The organism is Rhodoplanes tepidamans, from assembly GCF_030813915.1.
Taxonomy (GTDB): domain Bacteria; phylum Pseudomonadota; class Alphaproteobacteria; order Rhizobiales; family Xanthobacteraceae; genus Rhodoplanes; species Rhodoplanes tepidamans.
This window is the reverse complement of sequence record NZ_JAUSUJ010000004.1, coordinates 289,164-303,139: the sequence shown is the minus strand read 5'-3', so window position 1 is coordinate 303,139 and position 13,976 is coordinate 289,164. Positions and strand designations below refer to the sequence as shown.

12 protein-coding genes are annotated in these 13,976 nt (G+C 71.7%); 6 read left to right on the top strand and 6 right to left on the bottom strand.

Annotated features, from left to right (window positions below):
- Positions 1–64: 64 nt before the first annotated feature.
- Entirely contained in the window at positions 65–901 is an 837-nt protein-coding gene (locus J2S22_RS07400; RefSeq protein ID WP_272779586.1) for a citryl-CoA lyase, read from the top strand.
- A 161-nt stretch (positions 902–1,062) separates the two neighbouring features.
- On the opposite strand, the gene J2S22_RS07395 is transcribed toward J2S22_RS07400, so the two are convergent.
- From J2S22_RS07395 to pxpB, 6 genes are all read right to left on the bottom strand, one after another.
- Entirely contained in the window at positions 1,063–2,334 is a 1,272-nt protein-coding gene (locus J2S22_RS07395) for a xanthine dehydrogenase family Fe-S subunit (protein ID WP_272779585.1), read from the bottom strand.
- Positions 2,331–3,158, bottom strand: a complete 828-nt coding sequence (locus J2S22_RS07390) for an FAD binding domain-containing protein (RefSeq protein ID WP_272779584.1) — start codon at positions 3,156–3,158, stop codon at positions 2,331–2,333. Before J2S22_RS07390 ends, J2S22_RS07395 begins: the two co-directional genes overlap by 4 nt.
- A 139-nt stretch (positions 3,159–3,297) precedes the next feature.
- Entirely contained in the window at positions 3,298–5,643 is a 2,346-nt protein-coding gene (locus J2S22_RS07385; RefSeq protein ID WP_272779583.1) for a xanthine dehydrogenase family protein molybdopterin-binding subunit, read from the bottom strand.
- A 209-nt stretch (positions 5,644–5,852) separates the two neighbouring features.
- The gene (locus J2S22_RS07380) at positions 5,853–6,743 is read right to left on the bottom strand and encodes a GntR family transcriptional regulator (RefSeq protein WP_272779582.1); all 891 of its coding nucleotides are present in this window, start codon (positions 6,741–6,743) and stop codon (positions 5,853–5,855) included.
- Between the two features lie 37 nt (positions 6,744–6,780).
- Positions 6,781–7,890, bottom strand: coding sequence for a 5-oxoprolinase subunit C family protein (locus J2S22_RS07375; RefSeq protein ID WP_272779581.1), 1,110 nt, complete (start codon positions 7,888–7,890; stop codon positions 6,781–6,783).
- A complete protein-coding gene (pxpB, locus tag J2S22_RS07370; RefSeq protein WP_272779580.1) occupies positions 7,887–8,651 on the bottom strand; it encodes a 5-oxoprolinase subunit PxpB in 765 nt (254 codons plus the stop codon). Before pxpB ends, J2S22_RS07375 begins: the two co-directional genes overlap by 4 nt.
- Before the next feature lie 221 nt (positions 8,652–8,872).
- On the opposite strand from pxpB, the gene J2S22_RS07365 reads away from it, so the two are divergent.
- From J2S22_RS07365 to J2S22_RS07345, 5 genes are all read left to right on the top strand, one after another.
- Positions 8,873–9,655: a LamB/YcsF family protein gene (locus tag J2S22_RS07365; RefSeq protein ID WP_272779579.1), complete on the top strand. Its 783-nt coding sequence runs from the start codon at positions 8,873–8,875 to the stop codon at positions 9,653–9,655.
- On the top strand, positions 9,652–10,620 hold the full coding sequence (locus tag J2S22_RS07360; RefSeq protein WP_272779578.1) for a CoA transferase subunit A: 969 nt from the start codon (positions 9,652–9,654) through the stop codon (positions 10,618–10,620). The genes J2S22_RS07365 and J2S22_RS07360 overlap by 4 nt, the downstream gene beginning before the upstream one ends.
- A complete protein-coding gene (locus J2S22_RS07355; protein ID WP_272779577.1) occupies positions 10,613–11,395 on the top strand; it encodes a CoA-transferase subunit beta in 783 nt (260 codons plus the stop codon). Before J2S22_RS07360 ends, J2S22_RS07355 begins: the two co-directional genes overlap by 8 nt.
- 108 nt (positions 11,396–11,503) lie before the next feature.
- Entirely contained in the window at positions 11,504–12,460 is a 957-nt protein-coding gene (locus J2S22_RS07350) for an LLM class flavin-dependent oxidoreductase (protein WP_272779576.1), read from the top strand.
- Between the two features lie 266 nt (positions 12,461–12,726).
- Positions 12,727–13,884 (top strand): ABC transporter substrate-binding protein, encoded by a 1,158-nt coding sequence (locus tag J2S22_RS07345; RefSeq protein WP_272779575.1) that lies wholly within the window; start codon positions 12,727–12,729, stop codon positions 13,882–13,884.
- Positions 13,885–13,976 lie beyond the last annotated feature (92 nt).

The following is a 13,976-nucleotide window of genomic DNA, read 5'->3' as shown; positions in this document are numbered from 1 at the left end:
TCGAGGCTCGCTTCGCTCGCACCTCAGGATGACGGATCAAATTGCGAGCAAACCGAGGATCCAAATGAGCGAGCGCCAGAAGCTGTCGCCGTCGGACTGGTGGGCGACGTCGATCATCGAGATGAAGCCCGGGATGATCCGCTATCGCGGCTACGCGATCGAGGATCTGATCGGCCGGGTCGGCTTCGCCGAGATGGTCTATCTGCTCACCCGCGGCGAGCTGCCGTCGAAGCCGGCCGCGAAGCTGCTGGAGGCCGCCCTGGTGGCAGCGGTCGACCACGGGCCGCAGGCGCCGTCGATCGCCATCGCCCGCATGGCGATGACCTGCGGGGTCGGCATCAACAACGCCATGGCGTCGGCCACCAACGTGCTGGGCGACGTGCATGGCGGCGCCGGCGAGCAGTGCGTCGAATTGTTCAACGCGGTCGCGGCGCGGCTGCCCGAGGGGGCCCGTGACGCCGCGGCCATCACCAAGGCTGTGACGGACGAAATCGAGGCGCTGGCGGCGCGCGGCATCAGGCACGTGCCGGGCTTCGGCCACCGCTTCCATCATCTCGACCCGCGCGCCCCGCGCATCCTGTCGCTCGTCGACGAGGCGGCGGCGGCGGGCGCGGTGAGCGGCCTGTTCGCCGCCATCGGCCGCACCGTCGAGGACGTGATCGCGCAGCGCCGCGGCGGCAAGCGCGTGCCGATGAACATCGACGGCGCGACCGGCGTCGTCTTCGCCGAGCTCGGCTTTCCGCCGCCGCTGTGCCGCGGCCTGTTCGTGCTGTCGCGCTCGGTCGGCTGCCTCGCCCATGCCTGGGAGGAGAGCCAGTCGGACTACCGCAACAAGGGCCCGATCCCGCGCGACCAGATCTGGACCTACACGGGCCCGGGGCCGCGCAAGGTGCCGGAGTGAGGGGGGCTCGAGGGCTGCCGCGAACGTCATACTGTTCCGGGTGATCAGTTCGCCGTCATTCCGGGTTCGGCGCTTCGCGCCGCCCCGGAATGACCACCGACTGAATCAGCCGGATGCCGTATCACCTCTCCCCGCAGGGTAGAGGTGACCGGAGATCGTGATCAGCTCCCGCGCCCCAGCATCCTCATCACGGCCCGCCTGATCCGGCCGAACAGCACGCCGAGCAGCAGCGAGGCGCCGCCGAGCTCGGCGGGGGCGACCGTCGCACCGTCGGGAGCGCGCAGGCGGACGTCGACGTTGGTCGCGAAGGCTGCGCCGATGCGGCCGACGAGGTCGCGGACCAGATCCGAGCGGCCGAACTGGGCGAGCGGGCCCTGCAGCGTGAAGGCGATGACGCAGTCGACGCGGGTGGCCGCGGCGCCGGTGTCGGCCGTGGTGTCGGCCAGCGTGTAGTCGACGCGGCCGGAGGCCCGCGATCCGCTGCGGCGGTCGCTGCCGCGGCCCTCGATCGCCATGCGGCGGGCGGCGTCGTCGCGCCGCATCGTGCCTTCGCCGGAGAAGCCGGCGGCGATCGGGCCGAGCTTCACCTCCATGCGGCCGGTGAGGCGGCCGTCCTCGCCCGGCGGATCGAGGGCGAGGCCGGGCATGCAGGCCGCGACCTGCTCGGGATCGCGCATCAGCGCCCACACGGCGTCGCCCGGGTGCTCCAGCACGAAGGTCTGGGTGAAACGCGTCTCGCCGGCCTCGACCGTGACGGGCCCGACCTCGACCTCGACGGGGCGCGACGGCGCAGACGGTGCAGCGGGCTTGGGTGCAGCGGGCTTGGGTGCAGCGGGCTTGGGCGCAGCGGGCCTGGGCGCCGTGACCTTGGGCGCAGCCGCTGGTGCGGCGGGCTTCACGGGTGCCGCGGTCGCGGCGCCCGGGCCCGGCGCCGGGCCGGCCCAGCGGTCGCGGGCGAGGGCCGGCACGGCCGGCTGCTCGGCCGCCACGGTCTCGATCGCCGCGACGATGCCGGCATAGCCGGTGCAGCGGCACAGGTTGCCGCTCATCTCGGTGCGGATGTCGAGGTCGGGCTCGATGCTCTTGCGGCGGATCAGGTCGCGCGCCGCGACGAGCTGGCCGGGCGTGCAGTAGCCGCACTGCAGGGCGTGCGACGTGGAGAAGGCGTCGCGCAGCCGCGCCATCAGCGGGTCGTCGTCGAAGCCCTCGATGGTGCGCACCGTGGCGCCGTCGCAGGCGACCGCGAAGGTGATGCAGGAGCGGGCGATCTCGCCGTCGATCTCGACCGTGCAGGCGCCGCAGACGCCGTGCTCGCAGCCGACATGGGTGCCGGTGAGCAGCAGCTGCTCGCGCAGGAAATCGGCGAGATGGGTGCGCGGCGTCACCTCGGCCGTGACGGCCTTGCCGTTGACCTCGATCGTGACGGTGGTCATCGGCGGATCTCCTCGACGGCGCGGCGCACGGCGGCGACGTGCAGGCGCATCCGGTAAGCGTCGCCGGCGAGGCCGGCCTCGGTCAGCATGTCGTGCACGGCCGCCGCATCGGCGAAGCGCTCGAGCAGGCGGGCGCCGGCGCCGCGGCTCGCCTCGATGACGACCGGCCGGCCGCCGGCGGCGCCGGCGACGATGCGGCAGACGCCGCGTGCGGGATCGTGCACCGCGACCCCCATGGCCTCGGCGAACTCGCCGGTCTTCCGGCAGATCTTCTCGAAGCCGAAGCGCGCCTCGGCCGAGAAGCGCGGGATGCGCACGCCGTCGAGAATCTCGCCGGGCTCCAGCGCGCTCGCCAGCGCGCCCTGGATGAAGTCCTCGACCGGCAGGCGTCGCTGCGTGCCGTCCGCGCGCGTGATCAGGACCTCGGCGCCCAGCGCCGTCAGCGAGGAGACCCAGTCGGCGGCCGGGTCGGCATGGGCGAGGCTGCCGCCGATGGTGCCGCGCGACCGCACCGCCCGATAGGCGATGCCGCGGGCGACCCGTGACAGGAACCCGTGCGTCGGGTCGGCGACGCGCCGGTCCTCGATCGCGGCGTGCGTCACCACCGCGCCGAGCGTCACGGCGTCGGCGCTCTCCTCGACGCGCCCCAGCTCGGGGATGCGGGTGATGTCGATCAGCCGGGCGGGCCGCGCGAGCCGCAGGTTCAGCATGGGCCCGAGCGACTGGCCGCCGGCCATCACCTTCGAGTCGGCATCCTCGGCGAGCAGCGCGCAGGCCTCGGCGACGCTCGCCGGACGGACATAGTCGAATGCAGCAGCTTTCATGCGAAATCCGCCTGATCAGGGCTGGTCATTCCGGGACGTGCGCGCCAGCGCGCGGACCCGGAATCCAACCAAGACGTCGGAGCCTGTTGCTGGAGTCCGGGTTCGCACCTCCGGTGCGCCCCGGAATGACTCGGAGGGCTCATTCCGCGGCCTCGCGGTGCTGGGCCGCCGCGATCGCCTCGACGATGCGGCGCGGCGTGACGGGGGACATCAGGAGCTCGACGCCCCACTCCTTCAGCGCGTCGTTGACGGCATTGGTGAGCGCGGCGGGCGGCGCGATGGCGCCGCCCTCGCCGATGCCCTTCTGGCCGAAGCGCGTGTAGGGCGACGGCGTCTCCATGTGCAGGATCTTCAGGTCCGGCATCTCGGTCGGGCCGGGGAGCAGATAGTCGGACAGCGTCGAGGCGAGCGGCTGGCCGCGCTCGTCATAGGGCATCTCCTCGTAGAAGGCGGTGCCGATGCCCTGCGCCGTGCCGCCGATGATCTGGCCGTCGACGATCATCGGGTTCACCAGCACGCCGCCATCCTCGACGATGACGTAGTCGAGGATCTCGGTCTCGCCGGTCTCCGGATCGACCGCCACCACGGCGCCGTGCGCCGCGTAGCTGAACGTGCCGGTGTCGCGCAGCGCCTTGTAGCCGGCCGTCACCTCGAGCCCGCCCGGATCGACGTCGCGCGGCAGGTCCTGCGGCCGCCGATACCAGGTGCGGGCGATCTCGGCGACGCTCATCCGGCCGCCCGGGCCGACCACCTCGCCGGCCTCGAGCCGCACCGCGGCGGGGTCGGCCTGCAGCAGCGCGGCGCCGATCTTCTTCAGCCGCAGGGCGAGCGCGTCGCAGGCCTCGGCCACCGCGCCGCCCGACATGATCATGCAGCGCGAGCCCCAGGTGCCGGTCGAGTAGGGGGTCAGCGCGGTGTCGCCGTGGATCAGCCTGATCCTGTCGTGCGGCACGCCGAGGATCGAATGCGCCACCTGCGACAGCGTCGTCTCCAGGCCCTGGCCGTGGCTGTGCGCGCCGATGCGCAGCTCGAGCCCGCCGTCCGGCGTGAACCGCGCCTGGCACTGCTCGTGGCCCGGCACCATCGGGATGCCCCAGGCCGAGTAGACGCTGGTGCCGTGGCCGGCCTGCTCGGCATACATGGAGAAGCCGATGCCGATGCGGCGGCCGTCCGGCTCGCCCTGCTTCTGGCGCGCCCGCACCGCCGTCAGGTCGAGCGCGTCGACGGCGCGGCGCAGCGCCTCCGGATAGTCGCCGGAATCGAAGTGGCGCTTGGCCACGTTGTCGAACGGCATCTGCTCGGGCCGCACCAGGCTGCGGAAGCGCAGCTCGGTCGGCTCGATGCCGATTGTTCGCGCGAGCGCATCCAGCGTCACTTCCAGGGCGAAGCAGGCGCCGGTGCGGGCGACGCCGCGATAGGGCAGGATCGGCGGCTTGTTGGTGGCGACCGAGTGGACGCGGCAGCGGTAGAGCGAGAAGTCGTAGAGGCCGGGCAGGATGCTGCCGATCTGGCCGCCCTCCAGGCAGGCCGAGAACGGATAGGCCGAGTAGGCGCCGCAATCGACGCTCGCCTCGCAGTCCAGCCCGAGCAGCCGGCCGTCGGCGTCCGCATAGGCGGTGAGGTTGTAATGGTGCTCGCGGCAGTCGGCGCCGGCGATCAGGTTCTCGCGGCGGTCCTCCAGCCAGCGCAGCGGCACGCCGAAGCGGCGGGTGCCGAAGGCGAGCGCCACCTCCTCGGGCAGCAGGATGCCCTTGTAGCCGAAGCCGCCGCCGACGTCGGGCGCGATCACCCGGATGGCGCCCTCGTCGAGCCCGAGGCATTCGGCGAGGCCGGAGCGGACGATGTGCGGCTGCTGGGTGGAGGAGTGGATCACCAGCTGGCCGACGCGGCCGTCCCACTCGGCGACGACGCCGCGGCCCTCCAGCGGGCTCATCGCCTGGCGGGCGGTGCGCAGCTCGCGCGCCACGCTGTACGCGGCCTTCTGCTTCAGCTCGGCCGAATTCACGTCGGTGAGCGAGACGAGGAAGAGATTGTCGCCCCACGCCTCGTGCAGCAGCGGCGCGCCCGGGGTGCGGCCCTTCAGCATGTCGGTGACGGCCGGCAGCTCCTCGAACTCGACCTCGATCTCGGCCGCGATGTCCTCGGCCTCGGCGCGCGTCGGCGCGACGCACATGGCGATCAGCTCGCCGACATGGCGCACCCGCGTGCCGGCCAGCACCGGCTGGGTCGACGACTTGAAGCCGGGCAGGGTGGTGTCGGCCCGGATCTCGCGTACCGCGGCGAGGTCGGCGGCGAGGAGGACGCGGTCGCGCAGGTGCTCGGGCACCCGGATCGACAGGATCTTGGCGTGCGCCAGCGGGCTGCGCAGGAACGCCACGTCCTGCAGGCCGGCCGGCCGAATGTCGCCGACATAGCGGCCGCGGCCGCGCATGTAGCGGTCGTCCTCCTTGCGCGGCAGCCGCGCCCCGATCCCTGCGTCGGTCATGTCGCTGGTCCGTTGCTGATCACGGGAGGCCTCGATCATGGTTGATATGACAAGCCGATCCTAGAACGTTTTCACCGCGGTGGCCGCACACTCCGCTCGTCCCCGCCTGCGCGGGGACGAGCGGAATTCCCGGAATCTCCCGGTGGTCGCAGGGCGGCGCGTCGGCACCGTCCGGGATGACGGGTGAGGAGTGCGGCCATGACGTCCCCTCAGCCGCGGCGGCGGGGCGGGGCCCGCTTCGCGGCGGCGGCGGACCTGGCGGGCGGGCGCTCGGCGCGGGAGGGCTTCGCCGGCGACGCCGCCGCCGCCGGAGACGCCTTGCCGCCGGCGGCGCCGCGCAGCTCGATGTCGAGGCTGACGCAGTCGCCCCGGTAGGTGATCTCGCCGACATAGATCACGGTGCCGGCGGCGTCGGCGACGACGCAGCGGGCCTCGACGGTCGGCGCGGCGAGCCCGATGCCGAGCAGCGTCGCCGTCTCCACGTCGGCCGAGCCGAACGTGAAGGTCTGGTGCGCCCGGGCGATCTCGATTCCCTTCATCTCGGCCAGCACGACGAGCGCGGCGCGTGCCGCGAACTGCTTCGGCGCCAGCCGGTAGACGTCGCGGGCGAGATGCACGCGGGCATAGCCGAACGGCTCGCCGTCGCGGGTCTGCAGGCTGCGCAGGAACCGGTAGGCCGCGGCCCGCCGCCCCTCGCCCGGCGCGATGCGCGGCGTGCCCACGACACCCGCCGGCAGCGGATGCGGCACGTTCTCGCGGATCATCGAGATCAGGCTCTCCCAGTCGGTGGCGAGCTGCAGCCAGCGGCGGTGGTCGACCGTGTTGGTGACGAAGGTGCCGCGGCCCTGCTGCGACTCCAGCAGCCCCTCCGACTGCAGGAGCTCGATCGCCTGGCGCACCGTGACGCGGGCGACGCCGAACTCGCGCTCCAGCTCCTCCAGCGTCGCGATCCTCTCGCCGACCGACCAGATGCCGTCGCGTAGCCGGCGGCGCAGCACCGCGGCGACCTGGAGGTAGCGCGGCACGCGGCTGTCGGCGTCGCCGTTGGCGGCGCTGCGCTTGGGGCGCCCCGCCGGCGCGGCGGATCGGGCCGTCCTCATCGCGTCCTCCCGCTGATGGCGTCGGCACGGGCGTCGGTCACGGCGCGTGCTCCGCATGCATGTCGACGACGCCGCCGATCAGGTTCTCGCTCAGGATGCGCGCCGCGATGTCGACGCCGCCGCCGGCCGGCACCAGCCGCGCCGCCATCGCGGCGAGCTCGGCCGCGAGGGCGCGGCGCGCCGCCACGGCGGCGTCGAGATCGACGCGCTCGAAGGTCAGCGTGGCGCCGGGCGCGAGCCGGCCGAGGGCCGGCAGGTCGGCCGAGATCACGGTTGCGATCTTCGGATAGCCGCCGGTGGTCTGGCGATCGGCGAGCAGCACGATCGGCAGGCCGTTGCCGGGCACCTGCACGGCGCCGGGCGCGATGCCGTCGGAGACGATGTTGAAGCCGTCCGCATGCGCAATGGCCGGCCCGTCGAGCCGCATGCCCATGCGGTCGGTCGCGGCCGACACCTTGTATGTGCTGCCCAGAAAGGTCGCGACGCCGGCGTCCGAAAAATGATCGTCCTGCGGGCCGAGCACGACGCGCACCCGCTGCGGTGCGGGAAACGTCGTGTCGGGCAGCGTCGTCTCGTCGCGCAGCGGGGCGACGGCGGCGGCGAGCGGCAGCCGGTCGCCGGCCTGCAGGGCGCGGCCGGCGAAGCCGCCCAGCCCGGCCCGCATCAGGGTCGCGCGGCTGCCGAGGAACGGCGCGACGGCGAAGCCGCCGGCGACCGCCAGATAGCCGACCACGCTGCCCCCGAGGCCGCCGATGCGCAGCCGCTGGCCGCGCACCAGCCGCACGCTGGTGAGCGGCGGGATTTTTCGCGGCGGCTCGCCGGTGTCGTCCAGCACCTCGACGGTCGCGCTGCCGCCCGCGAAGGCGACCCGCACGCTCTCCGCCTCGACCACGAGGGTGGGGCCCAGATAGGCGATCTCCAGCGCTGCCGTCTCGGGCGGGTTGCCGGCCAGCAGGTTGGCGGCGGCGAGCGCGACGCGGTCCATGGCGCCCGACACCGGGATGCCGAAGCGCTGATGGCCGGTGCGGCCGGCATCCTGCAGCGTCGTCGCCGGCCCGGGCGCGACGACCCGCAGGGCGGGGGCGTCGCCGGCGTCCGGCGCGGAGCCGGCGGGTGCGGCGGCGCCGTTGGTGGCGGCCGCGCTCATGTCACGGACTCCGGCACGGCCGCGGACGCGGCGGCGGCCGGCTCGGGCGTCAGCACCAGCGTGCCCGCGGCGGCGCTTGCGGCGAGCGCCTCGTAATCGGCGAGCGACACCGGCTCGAACCGCACCTTGTCGCCGGCGGCGAGCAGGGCGGGCGGGTCGCGCCGCAGATCCCACATCAGCGCCGGGGTGCGGCCGATCAGGTTCCACCCGCCCGGGCTCTCGATCGCGTACACGGCCGTCATCGCCGTGGCGATGGCGATCGAGCCCGGCGGCACCTTCACACGCGGATCCCGGCGTCTCGGAAGGCGCAACGGCACTGGCGTGTCGCCCATGTAGGGAAAGCCCGGCAGGTAGCCCAGCATGTAGACGTGATAGGTCTCGGCGCTGTGGACGGCGGCGATCTCGGCGGGCGTCATGCCGGTGGCGGCGGCGACGTCGGCCATGTCGGGGGCGACGGCGGGATCGTAGCAGGCGGGCAGCCGCCACAGCCGCCCCGGCTCCTCGACGGCGTCGAGCCCGGCCGCCAGCGCGGCGAGCCGCGCGGCGAGATCGGACGGCGCCAGCACCAGCGGATCGTAGTGCACCATCAGCGAGCGGAAGGTCGGCACCAGCTCGACGACGCCGTCGAGCGCCGCCGCCTCGAGCCGCCGCGTCAGCGCCAGCACCAGCGCGCTCACCCTGCGGTCGACCTCGCGGCCGAACTCCACCACCAGGGCGGTGTCGCCGCTCGTCAGGATGCGGGGGTGCGGCTCGCTCGACATCGCTCCTCTCGAACCGGCCATCCTCGAGCCGACGCTGCTCGAACCCGGCGGCGTGCGCCGCGCCATCGGCCCGTCCGGATCGCCTGAAAGAACGGCAGCCCGGGTGGTTGCACGGGGACGCGGCTGTTGTATGGTTGTCCTATAAATAGCACCAGTCGTCCACCCCCGGCCCTGCCGGAAAAGACGGCGCCGCAGCACCCCGACGGAGAGGCGAAGGAGCAATGGCGAAGCGGATCAATCTCAACGCCGACATCGCGGAAGGCTGGGGTGCCTACAATATCGGCAACGATGCCGAACTGATGACCATCATCAAGTCGGCCAACGTGGCCTGCGGCTTCCATGCCGGCGACGCCAACACCATGCACCGCCTGTGCGGCATGGCGAAGGAGAACGGCGTCAGCATCGGCGCCCACCCGGGCTTCAACGATCTGTGGGGCTTCGGCCGCCGGCGCATCCACATGAAGCCGGTCGACCTGGAATACATGGTCGCCTATCAGATCGGCGCCCTGCAGGCGATGGCCCAGTATGCCGGCCTGAAGGTGACGCATCTCAAGCCGCACGGCGCGCTCAACAACATGGCGGCCGAGGACGCCGACTACGCGATGGCGATCGGCCGCGCCATCAAGACGGTCGACCCGTCGATCGTCTACGTCGCGCTCTACGGGTCGGAAATGCAGCGCGCCGCCGAGACGCTCGGCCTGCCGCTCGCCCGCGAGGGCTTCGTCGACCGCATGTACGACGACGACGGCAACCTCGCCTCGCGCGCCCTCTCCGGCACGGTGCTCAAGGACGCCGAGACGGCGGCGAAGCAGACGGTGCGCATGGTCACCGAGGGCGAGATCCTCTCGATGAACGGCAAGGTCGTGAAGGTCGAGGTCGACACGCTGTGCGTCCACGGCGACGAGCCGACGGCGGTCGCGGTCGCCCGCACGGCGCGCGCCGCGCTGGAGCAGGCCGGCGTCGCCATCGTGCCGCTCACCGAGATGGAGCTGCCGGGCCGATGAGCGGACCGCTGGTGAAGGACTACGAGACGCTGCGCCGCGAGATCGCGGCGCGCGATCGCGGGCTGCGCGAGAAGGTGATGTCGCTCGACGAGGCGGCGCAGCTCGTCGCCGACGGCGACCACGTGGCGATCGGCGGCTGCACGCTGTCGCGCACCCCGATGGCGATGATCTGGTCGCTGATCCGGGCCCGCCGGACCGGCCTGACGGTGTCGCGCTCGATCACCTCGACCGAGGGCGACCTGATCTTCGCGTCGGGTCTCGGCCGGAAGATCGTGTCGAGCTGGTTCAGCCAGGGCATCGTGTGGGGCATCTCCAAGGTGATGCGCCACCACGTGGAGAAGGGGCTGGCCGAGTTCGACGAGTGGAGCCACATGGCGATGGGCCTGCGCTACCGGGCCGGCGGCATGGGCATCCCGTTCATGCCGGTGCGCTCGATGATCGGCTCCGACGTCGGCCGCATCCGGGCCGACGAGGTGAGGCCGATGCGCTGCCCGTTCACGGGCGAGGAGCTGCTGGCGGTGCCGGCCCTCAACCCGGACGTGGCGCTCCTCCACGTGCAGCGCGCCGACGCCTACGGCAACGCCCAGCTCGACGGCCTGCAGTTCATGGACATCGACATCGCGATGGCCGCGAAGAAGGTGATCCTGACCACCGAGCGGATCGTCTCCAACGACCAGATCCGCCGCGCCCCGGACCACACCCGCATCCCGTTCTTCACGGTCGAGGCGGTGGTCGAGGTGCCGTACGGCTCGGCGCCGCACGAGTGCTACGGCCAGTACGAGCCGATCTTCGCCCAGCTCGACCGCTACGCCGCGCTGACCGCGAAGGATCCGATCGGCGGCGTGAAGCAGTATCTGGACGAGATGGTGTACGGCCCGAAGGATTGGGCCGGCTATCTCGCCGAGGTGGGACTCGAGACGCTGCTGACGGCGAGCCGCCGCGGCCGGGTGATCTACAATGACTGAGCACGCCCCGACCTCCACGGTCTACACGGCCTCCGAGCTGATCGCCATCATGGCGGGCCGGCTGCTCACCGACGGGCAGATCGTGTTCGCCGGCGTCGGCATCCCGCTGCTCGCCGCGACGCTGGCGCAGCGCGTCTTCGCGCCGAAGCTGACCATCCTGTTCGAGGGCGGCGTCATCGGCCCGTTCATCAAGCCGGGCGAGCTGCCGCCGTCGACCAACGAGCAGCGCTGCACCCGCCGGGCCAACATGGTGCTGCCGTCGACCGACGTGCTGCTGCTGCTGCAGCGCGGCTATGTCGACGTCGGCTTCATGGGCGGCGCCCAGATCGACCGCTACGGCAACCTCAACTCCTCGTTCATCGGCCCGGCCGACAAGCCGGCGATCCGCCTGCCCGGCACCGGCGGCGGCAACGACATCTCGTCGCTCACCGACATGATCGTCGCGATGAAGCACGAGAAGCGCCGCTTCGTGGAGAAGGTCGACTTCGTCACCTCGCCGGGCTGGCTCGACGGCGACGACAGCCGCCGCCGCCGCGGCCTGCCGACCGGCGGCATGTGGCGCGTCGTCACCGACCTCGCCGTGATGGGCTTCGATGCCCAGACCCGCGAGATGGAGGTGCTGGCGCTGCATCCCGGCGTCACCTTCGAGCAGGTGCAGGACAACACCGGCTTCACGCTGCGTCGCGCCCGGGAGCTCTCGGTCACGACGCCGCCGCAGGCCGAGGAGCTGGCGCTGATCCGCGAGCTCGACCCCGGCCGGCTCTACACGGCCTGACCGCATCGCCCGGCATCGCCGGGCGGCCAGCCACCGTTTCCGTCGGCTGCCGCGTCCGCGGCGCCTGTGTTCACGACAAGCGAGGTCGCCCGGCGACCGGAGGACTGCATGAGCCTCACGAAAGAGACCGTCTACGGCGTTGCGATGCGCAACTTCACGCGGTATCCCGAGATGCCGGACGCGAAGGCGCTGATCGAGTACGGCGTGCGCATGGAGGAGCTCGGCTTCGAGTCGCTGTGGGCGTGGGACCACACGCTGCTCGGCGTCGACCCCAACTTCCCGATCCACGACGCCCTGCTCATGCTGACGGCCGTCGCGGCGCGGACATCGCGCATAAAAATCGGCACCGGAATCCTGGTGATGCCGCTGCGCAACCCGGTGCTGCTCGCCAAGGAGCTCGCCACCATCGACCACATCTCGGGCGGCCGCATGCTGCTCGGCGCCGCGGTCGGCTGGTATCGCCGCGAGTTCGACTCGCTCGGGGTCGACTTCTCGAAGCGCGGCAAGATCATGGAGCAGAGCCTCGAGATCATCACGCGGCTGTGGACCGAGGAGAAGGTGGTCGGCGACTACGATCCCTACACGCTGCGCGGCGCCGTGATGTATCCCAAGCCGGTGCAGAAGCCGCGCATCCCGATCCTGATCGGCGGCTACGTGGACGCGGTGCTCAAGCGCGCGGCGACCAAGGGCGACGGCTGGCTCACCTACTACTACACGGCCGAGGCCTTCGCCCGGGTGTGGGCCAAGGTGCGCGGCTTCGCCGAGGAGGCCGGCCGCGATCCGGACGAGCTGATCTCCACCAACCAGCTGCCCATCTGCGTCGGCCCGCGCGACAAGATCGAAGGGCCGATGAAGGAGTGGCTGCAGACCGAGTGGGACTACGCCTCGTGGTCGGAGTCGACCATGGACTCGGCCATCATGGGCACGCCGGAGGAGTGCGTCGAACAGCTGCAGGCGCATCTCGCCACCGGCATCGACCGCATCATCTTCGTGCCGTATCGTTACGAGGCGGAGCAGATCGACGCCATCGCCAACGACATCCTGCCCAAGCTGAAGGCCAAGTGACGCGAAGGCAGCGTCGCGAAGACGACGACGCGAAGGCGACGACGCGAAGGTGACGACGCGGAGGCGGCCACGCCGACGCGACGACGCGGACCGTGACGACGTGCAGGTGACGGCAGGCACGTGACGCGGACACGACTCGACGGCCCCGCCCGGCCCCGCCGGACGGGCGTTCACGATGCCGGCCCGGCGCAATCCAGAACAGAAGAATTCGACCGCCGGCCGGCATGGAGATTGCTTGAATTCCGGGAGACGACAGGGAGACTGCAATGCATACCAGGACTGCCAAGCTCGCTCTCGCCTTGCTCGGTGCGACGCTGCTCGCCGGGCCGGCGCTCGCCCAGGAGACCATCAAGATCGGGGTGACGCAGCCCCTCACCGGCGCCTTCGCGGCGTCCGGCAACTACGTGGCGCAGGGCGCCCGGATCGCCGAGACCGAGATCAACGCCGCCGGCGGCGTGCTCGGCAAGAAGATCCAGCTCGTCGTCGAGGACAACAAGTCCAACCCGACCGAGGCGGTGGCGACCGTCGAGAAGCTGATCGTGCGCGACAAGGTGCCGGTCATCATGGGCGCCTGGAGCTCGACCCTCACGCTCGCCGTGATGCCGAAGCTGCAGGAGTACAAGGTGCCGATGGTGGTCGAGACCTCGTCGTCGGGCAAGATCACCACCTCGGGCAATCCCTACATCTTCCGCATCAGCCCGACCTCCGAGATGGAGGCGGTCGCGTTCAAGCCGCTGGTCCCCAAGCTGGCCATCAAGAAGGCGGACTTCCTCAACACCAACAACGATTTCGGCATCGGCTCGGCGGCCGAGTACTCGAAGATGCTGAAGGCCCAGGGCGTCGCCGTCGGCGTCATGGAGACGATGGATCCGAAGGCGACCGACTTCTCGGCGCAGCTCACCCGCATCAAGGCGTCGGGCGGCGACACGCTGTTCGTCACCACGGCGGTCGAGCAGGTGACGCTGATCCTGAAGCAGGCGAAGGAGCTGCAGCTCAACACCCGGATCATCACCACGGGCGGCTCCAACTCGCCCGACCAGCTGATCGCCCAGGCCGGCGACGCCGCCAACGGCTCGTTCCACACGGTGTTCTTCCCACCCTGGTTCCCCGAGGTCGTCACCAATCCGGAGCCGGCCAAGCGCTACATGGACGAGTGGAAGAAGCGCGGCCACGAGCCGGGCGGCCTGACCGAGGGCTTCCGGGGCTACGACGGCATCTACACGATCGTCGAGGCGATCAAGATCGCCGGCAAGGCCGAGCCCGCGGCCATCAAGGACGCGCTGTGGAAGACCAAGGTCAAGGGCATCTACGGCAACATCGCGTTCATCAAGCAGGGCCCGGCCGGCTCCGAGAGCGGCCAGAACATCCCGTCCGTCTATCTGGTGAAGATCGACGGCGGCAAGGTGGTCAAGTCCGGCCTCTGAGCGATCCCGCCGCGGCGCGCCGCCTCCGGGCGGCACGCGCCGTGGACCCGAACTCCGCTCATGCCCGCGAAGGCGGGCATCCAGGGGCCATA

Bases quoted from the DNA above. Each gene is read 5' to 3' on its own strand.
- J2S22_RS07400 (WP_272779586.1), top strand. From the start codon at position 65: ATGAGCGAGCGCCAGAAGCTGTCGCCGTCGGACTGGTGGGCGACGTCG.
- J2S22_RS07395 (WP_272779585.1), bottom strand. From the start codon at position 2,334: ATGACCACCGTCACGATCGAGGTCAACGGCAAGGCCGTCACGGCCGAG.
- J2S22_RS07390 (WP_272779584.1), bottom strand. From the start codon at position 3,158: ATGAAAGCTGCTGCATTCGACTATGTCCGTCCGGCGAGCGTCGCCGAG.
- J2S22_RS07385 (WP_272779583.1), bottom strand. From the start codon at position 5,643: ATGACCGACGCAGGGATCGGGGCGCGGCTGCCGCGCAAGGAGGACGAC.
- J2S22_RS07380 (WP_272779582.1), bottom strand. From the start codon at position 6,743: ATGAGGACGGCCCGATCCGCCGCGCCGGCGGGGCGCCCCAAGCGCAGC.
- J2S22_RS07375 (WP_272779581.1), bottom strand. From the start codon at position 7,890: ATGAGCGCGGCCGCCACCAACGGCGCCGCCGCACCCGCCGGCTCCGCG.
- pxpB (WP_272779580.1), bottom strand. From the start codon at position 8,651: ATGTCGAGCGAGCCGCACCCCCGCATCCTGACGAGCGGCGACACCGCC.
- J2S22_RS07365 (WP_272779579.1), top strand. From the start codon at position 8,873: ATGGCGAAGCGGATCAATCTCAACGCCGACATCGCGGAAGGCTGGGGT.
- J2S22_RS07360 (WP_272779578.1), top strand. From the start codon at position 9,652: ATGAGCGGACCGCTGGTGAAGGACTACGAGACGCTGCGCCGCGAGATC.
- J2S22_RS07355 (WP_272779577.1), top strand. From the start codon at position 10,613: ATGACTGAGCACGCCCCGACCTCCACGGTCTACACGGCCTCCGAGCTG.
- J2S22_RS07350 (WP_272779576.1), top strand. From the start codon at position 11,504: ATGAGCCTCACGAAAGAGACCGTCTACGGCGTTGCGATGCGCAACTTC.
- J2S22_RS07345 (WP_272779575.1), top strand. From the start codon at position 12,727: ATGCATACCAGGACTGCCAAGCTCGCTCTCGCCTTGCTCGGTGCGACG.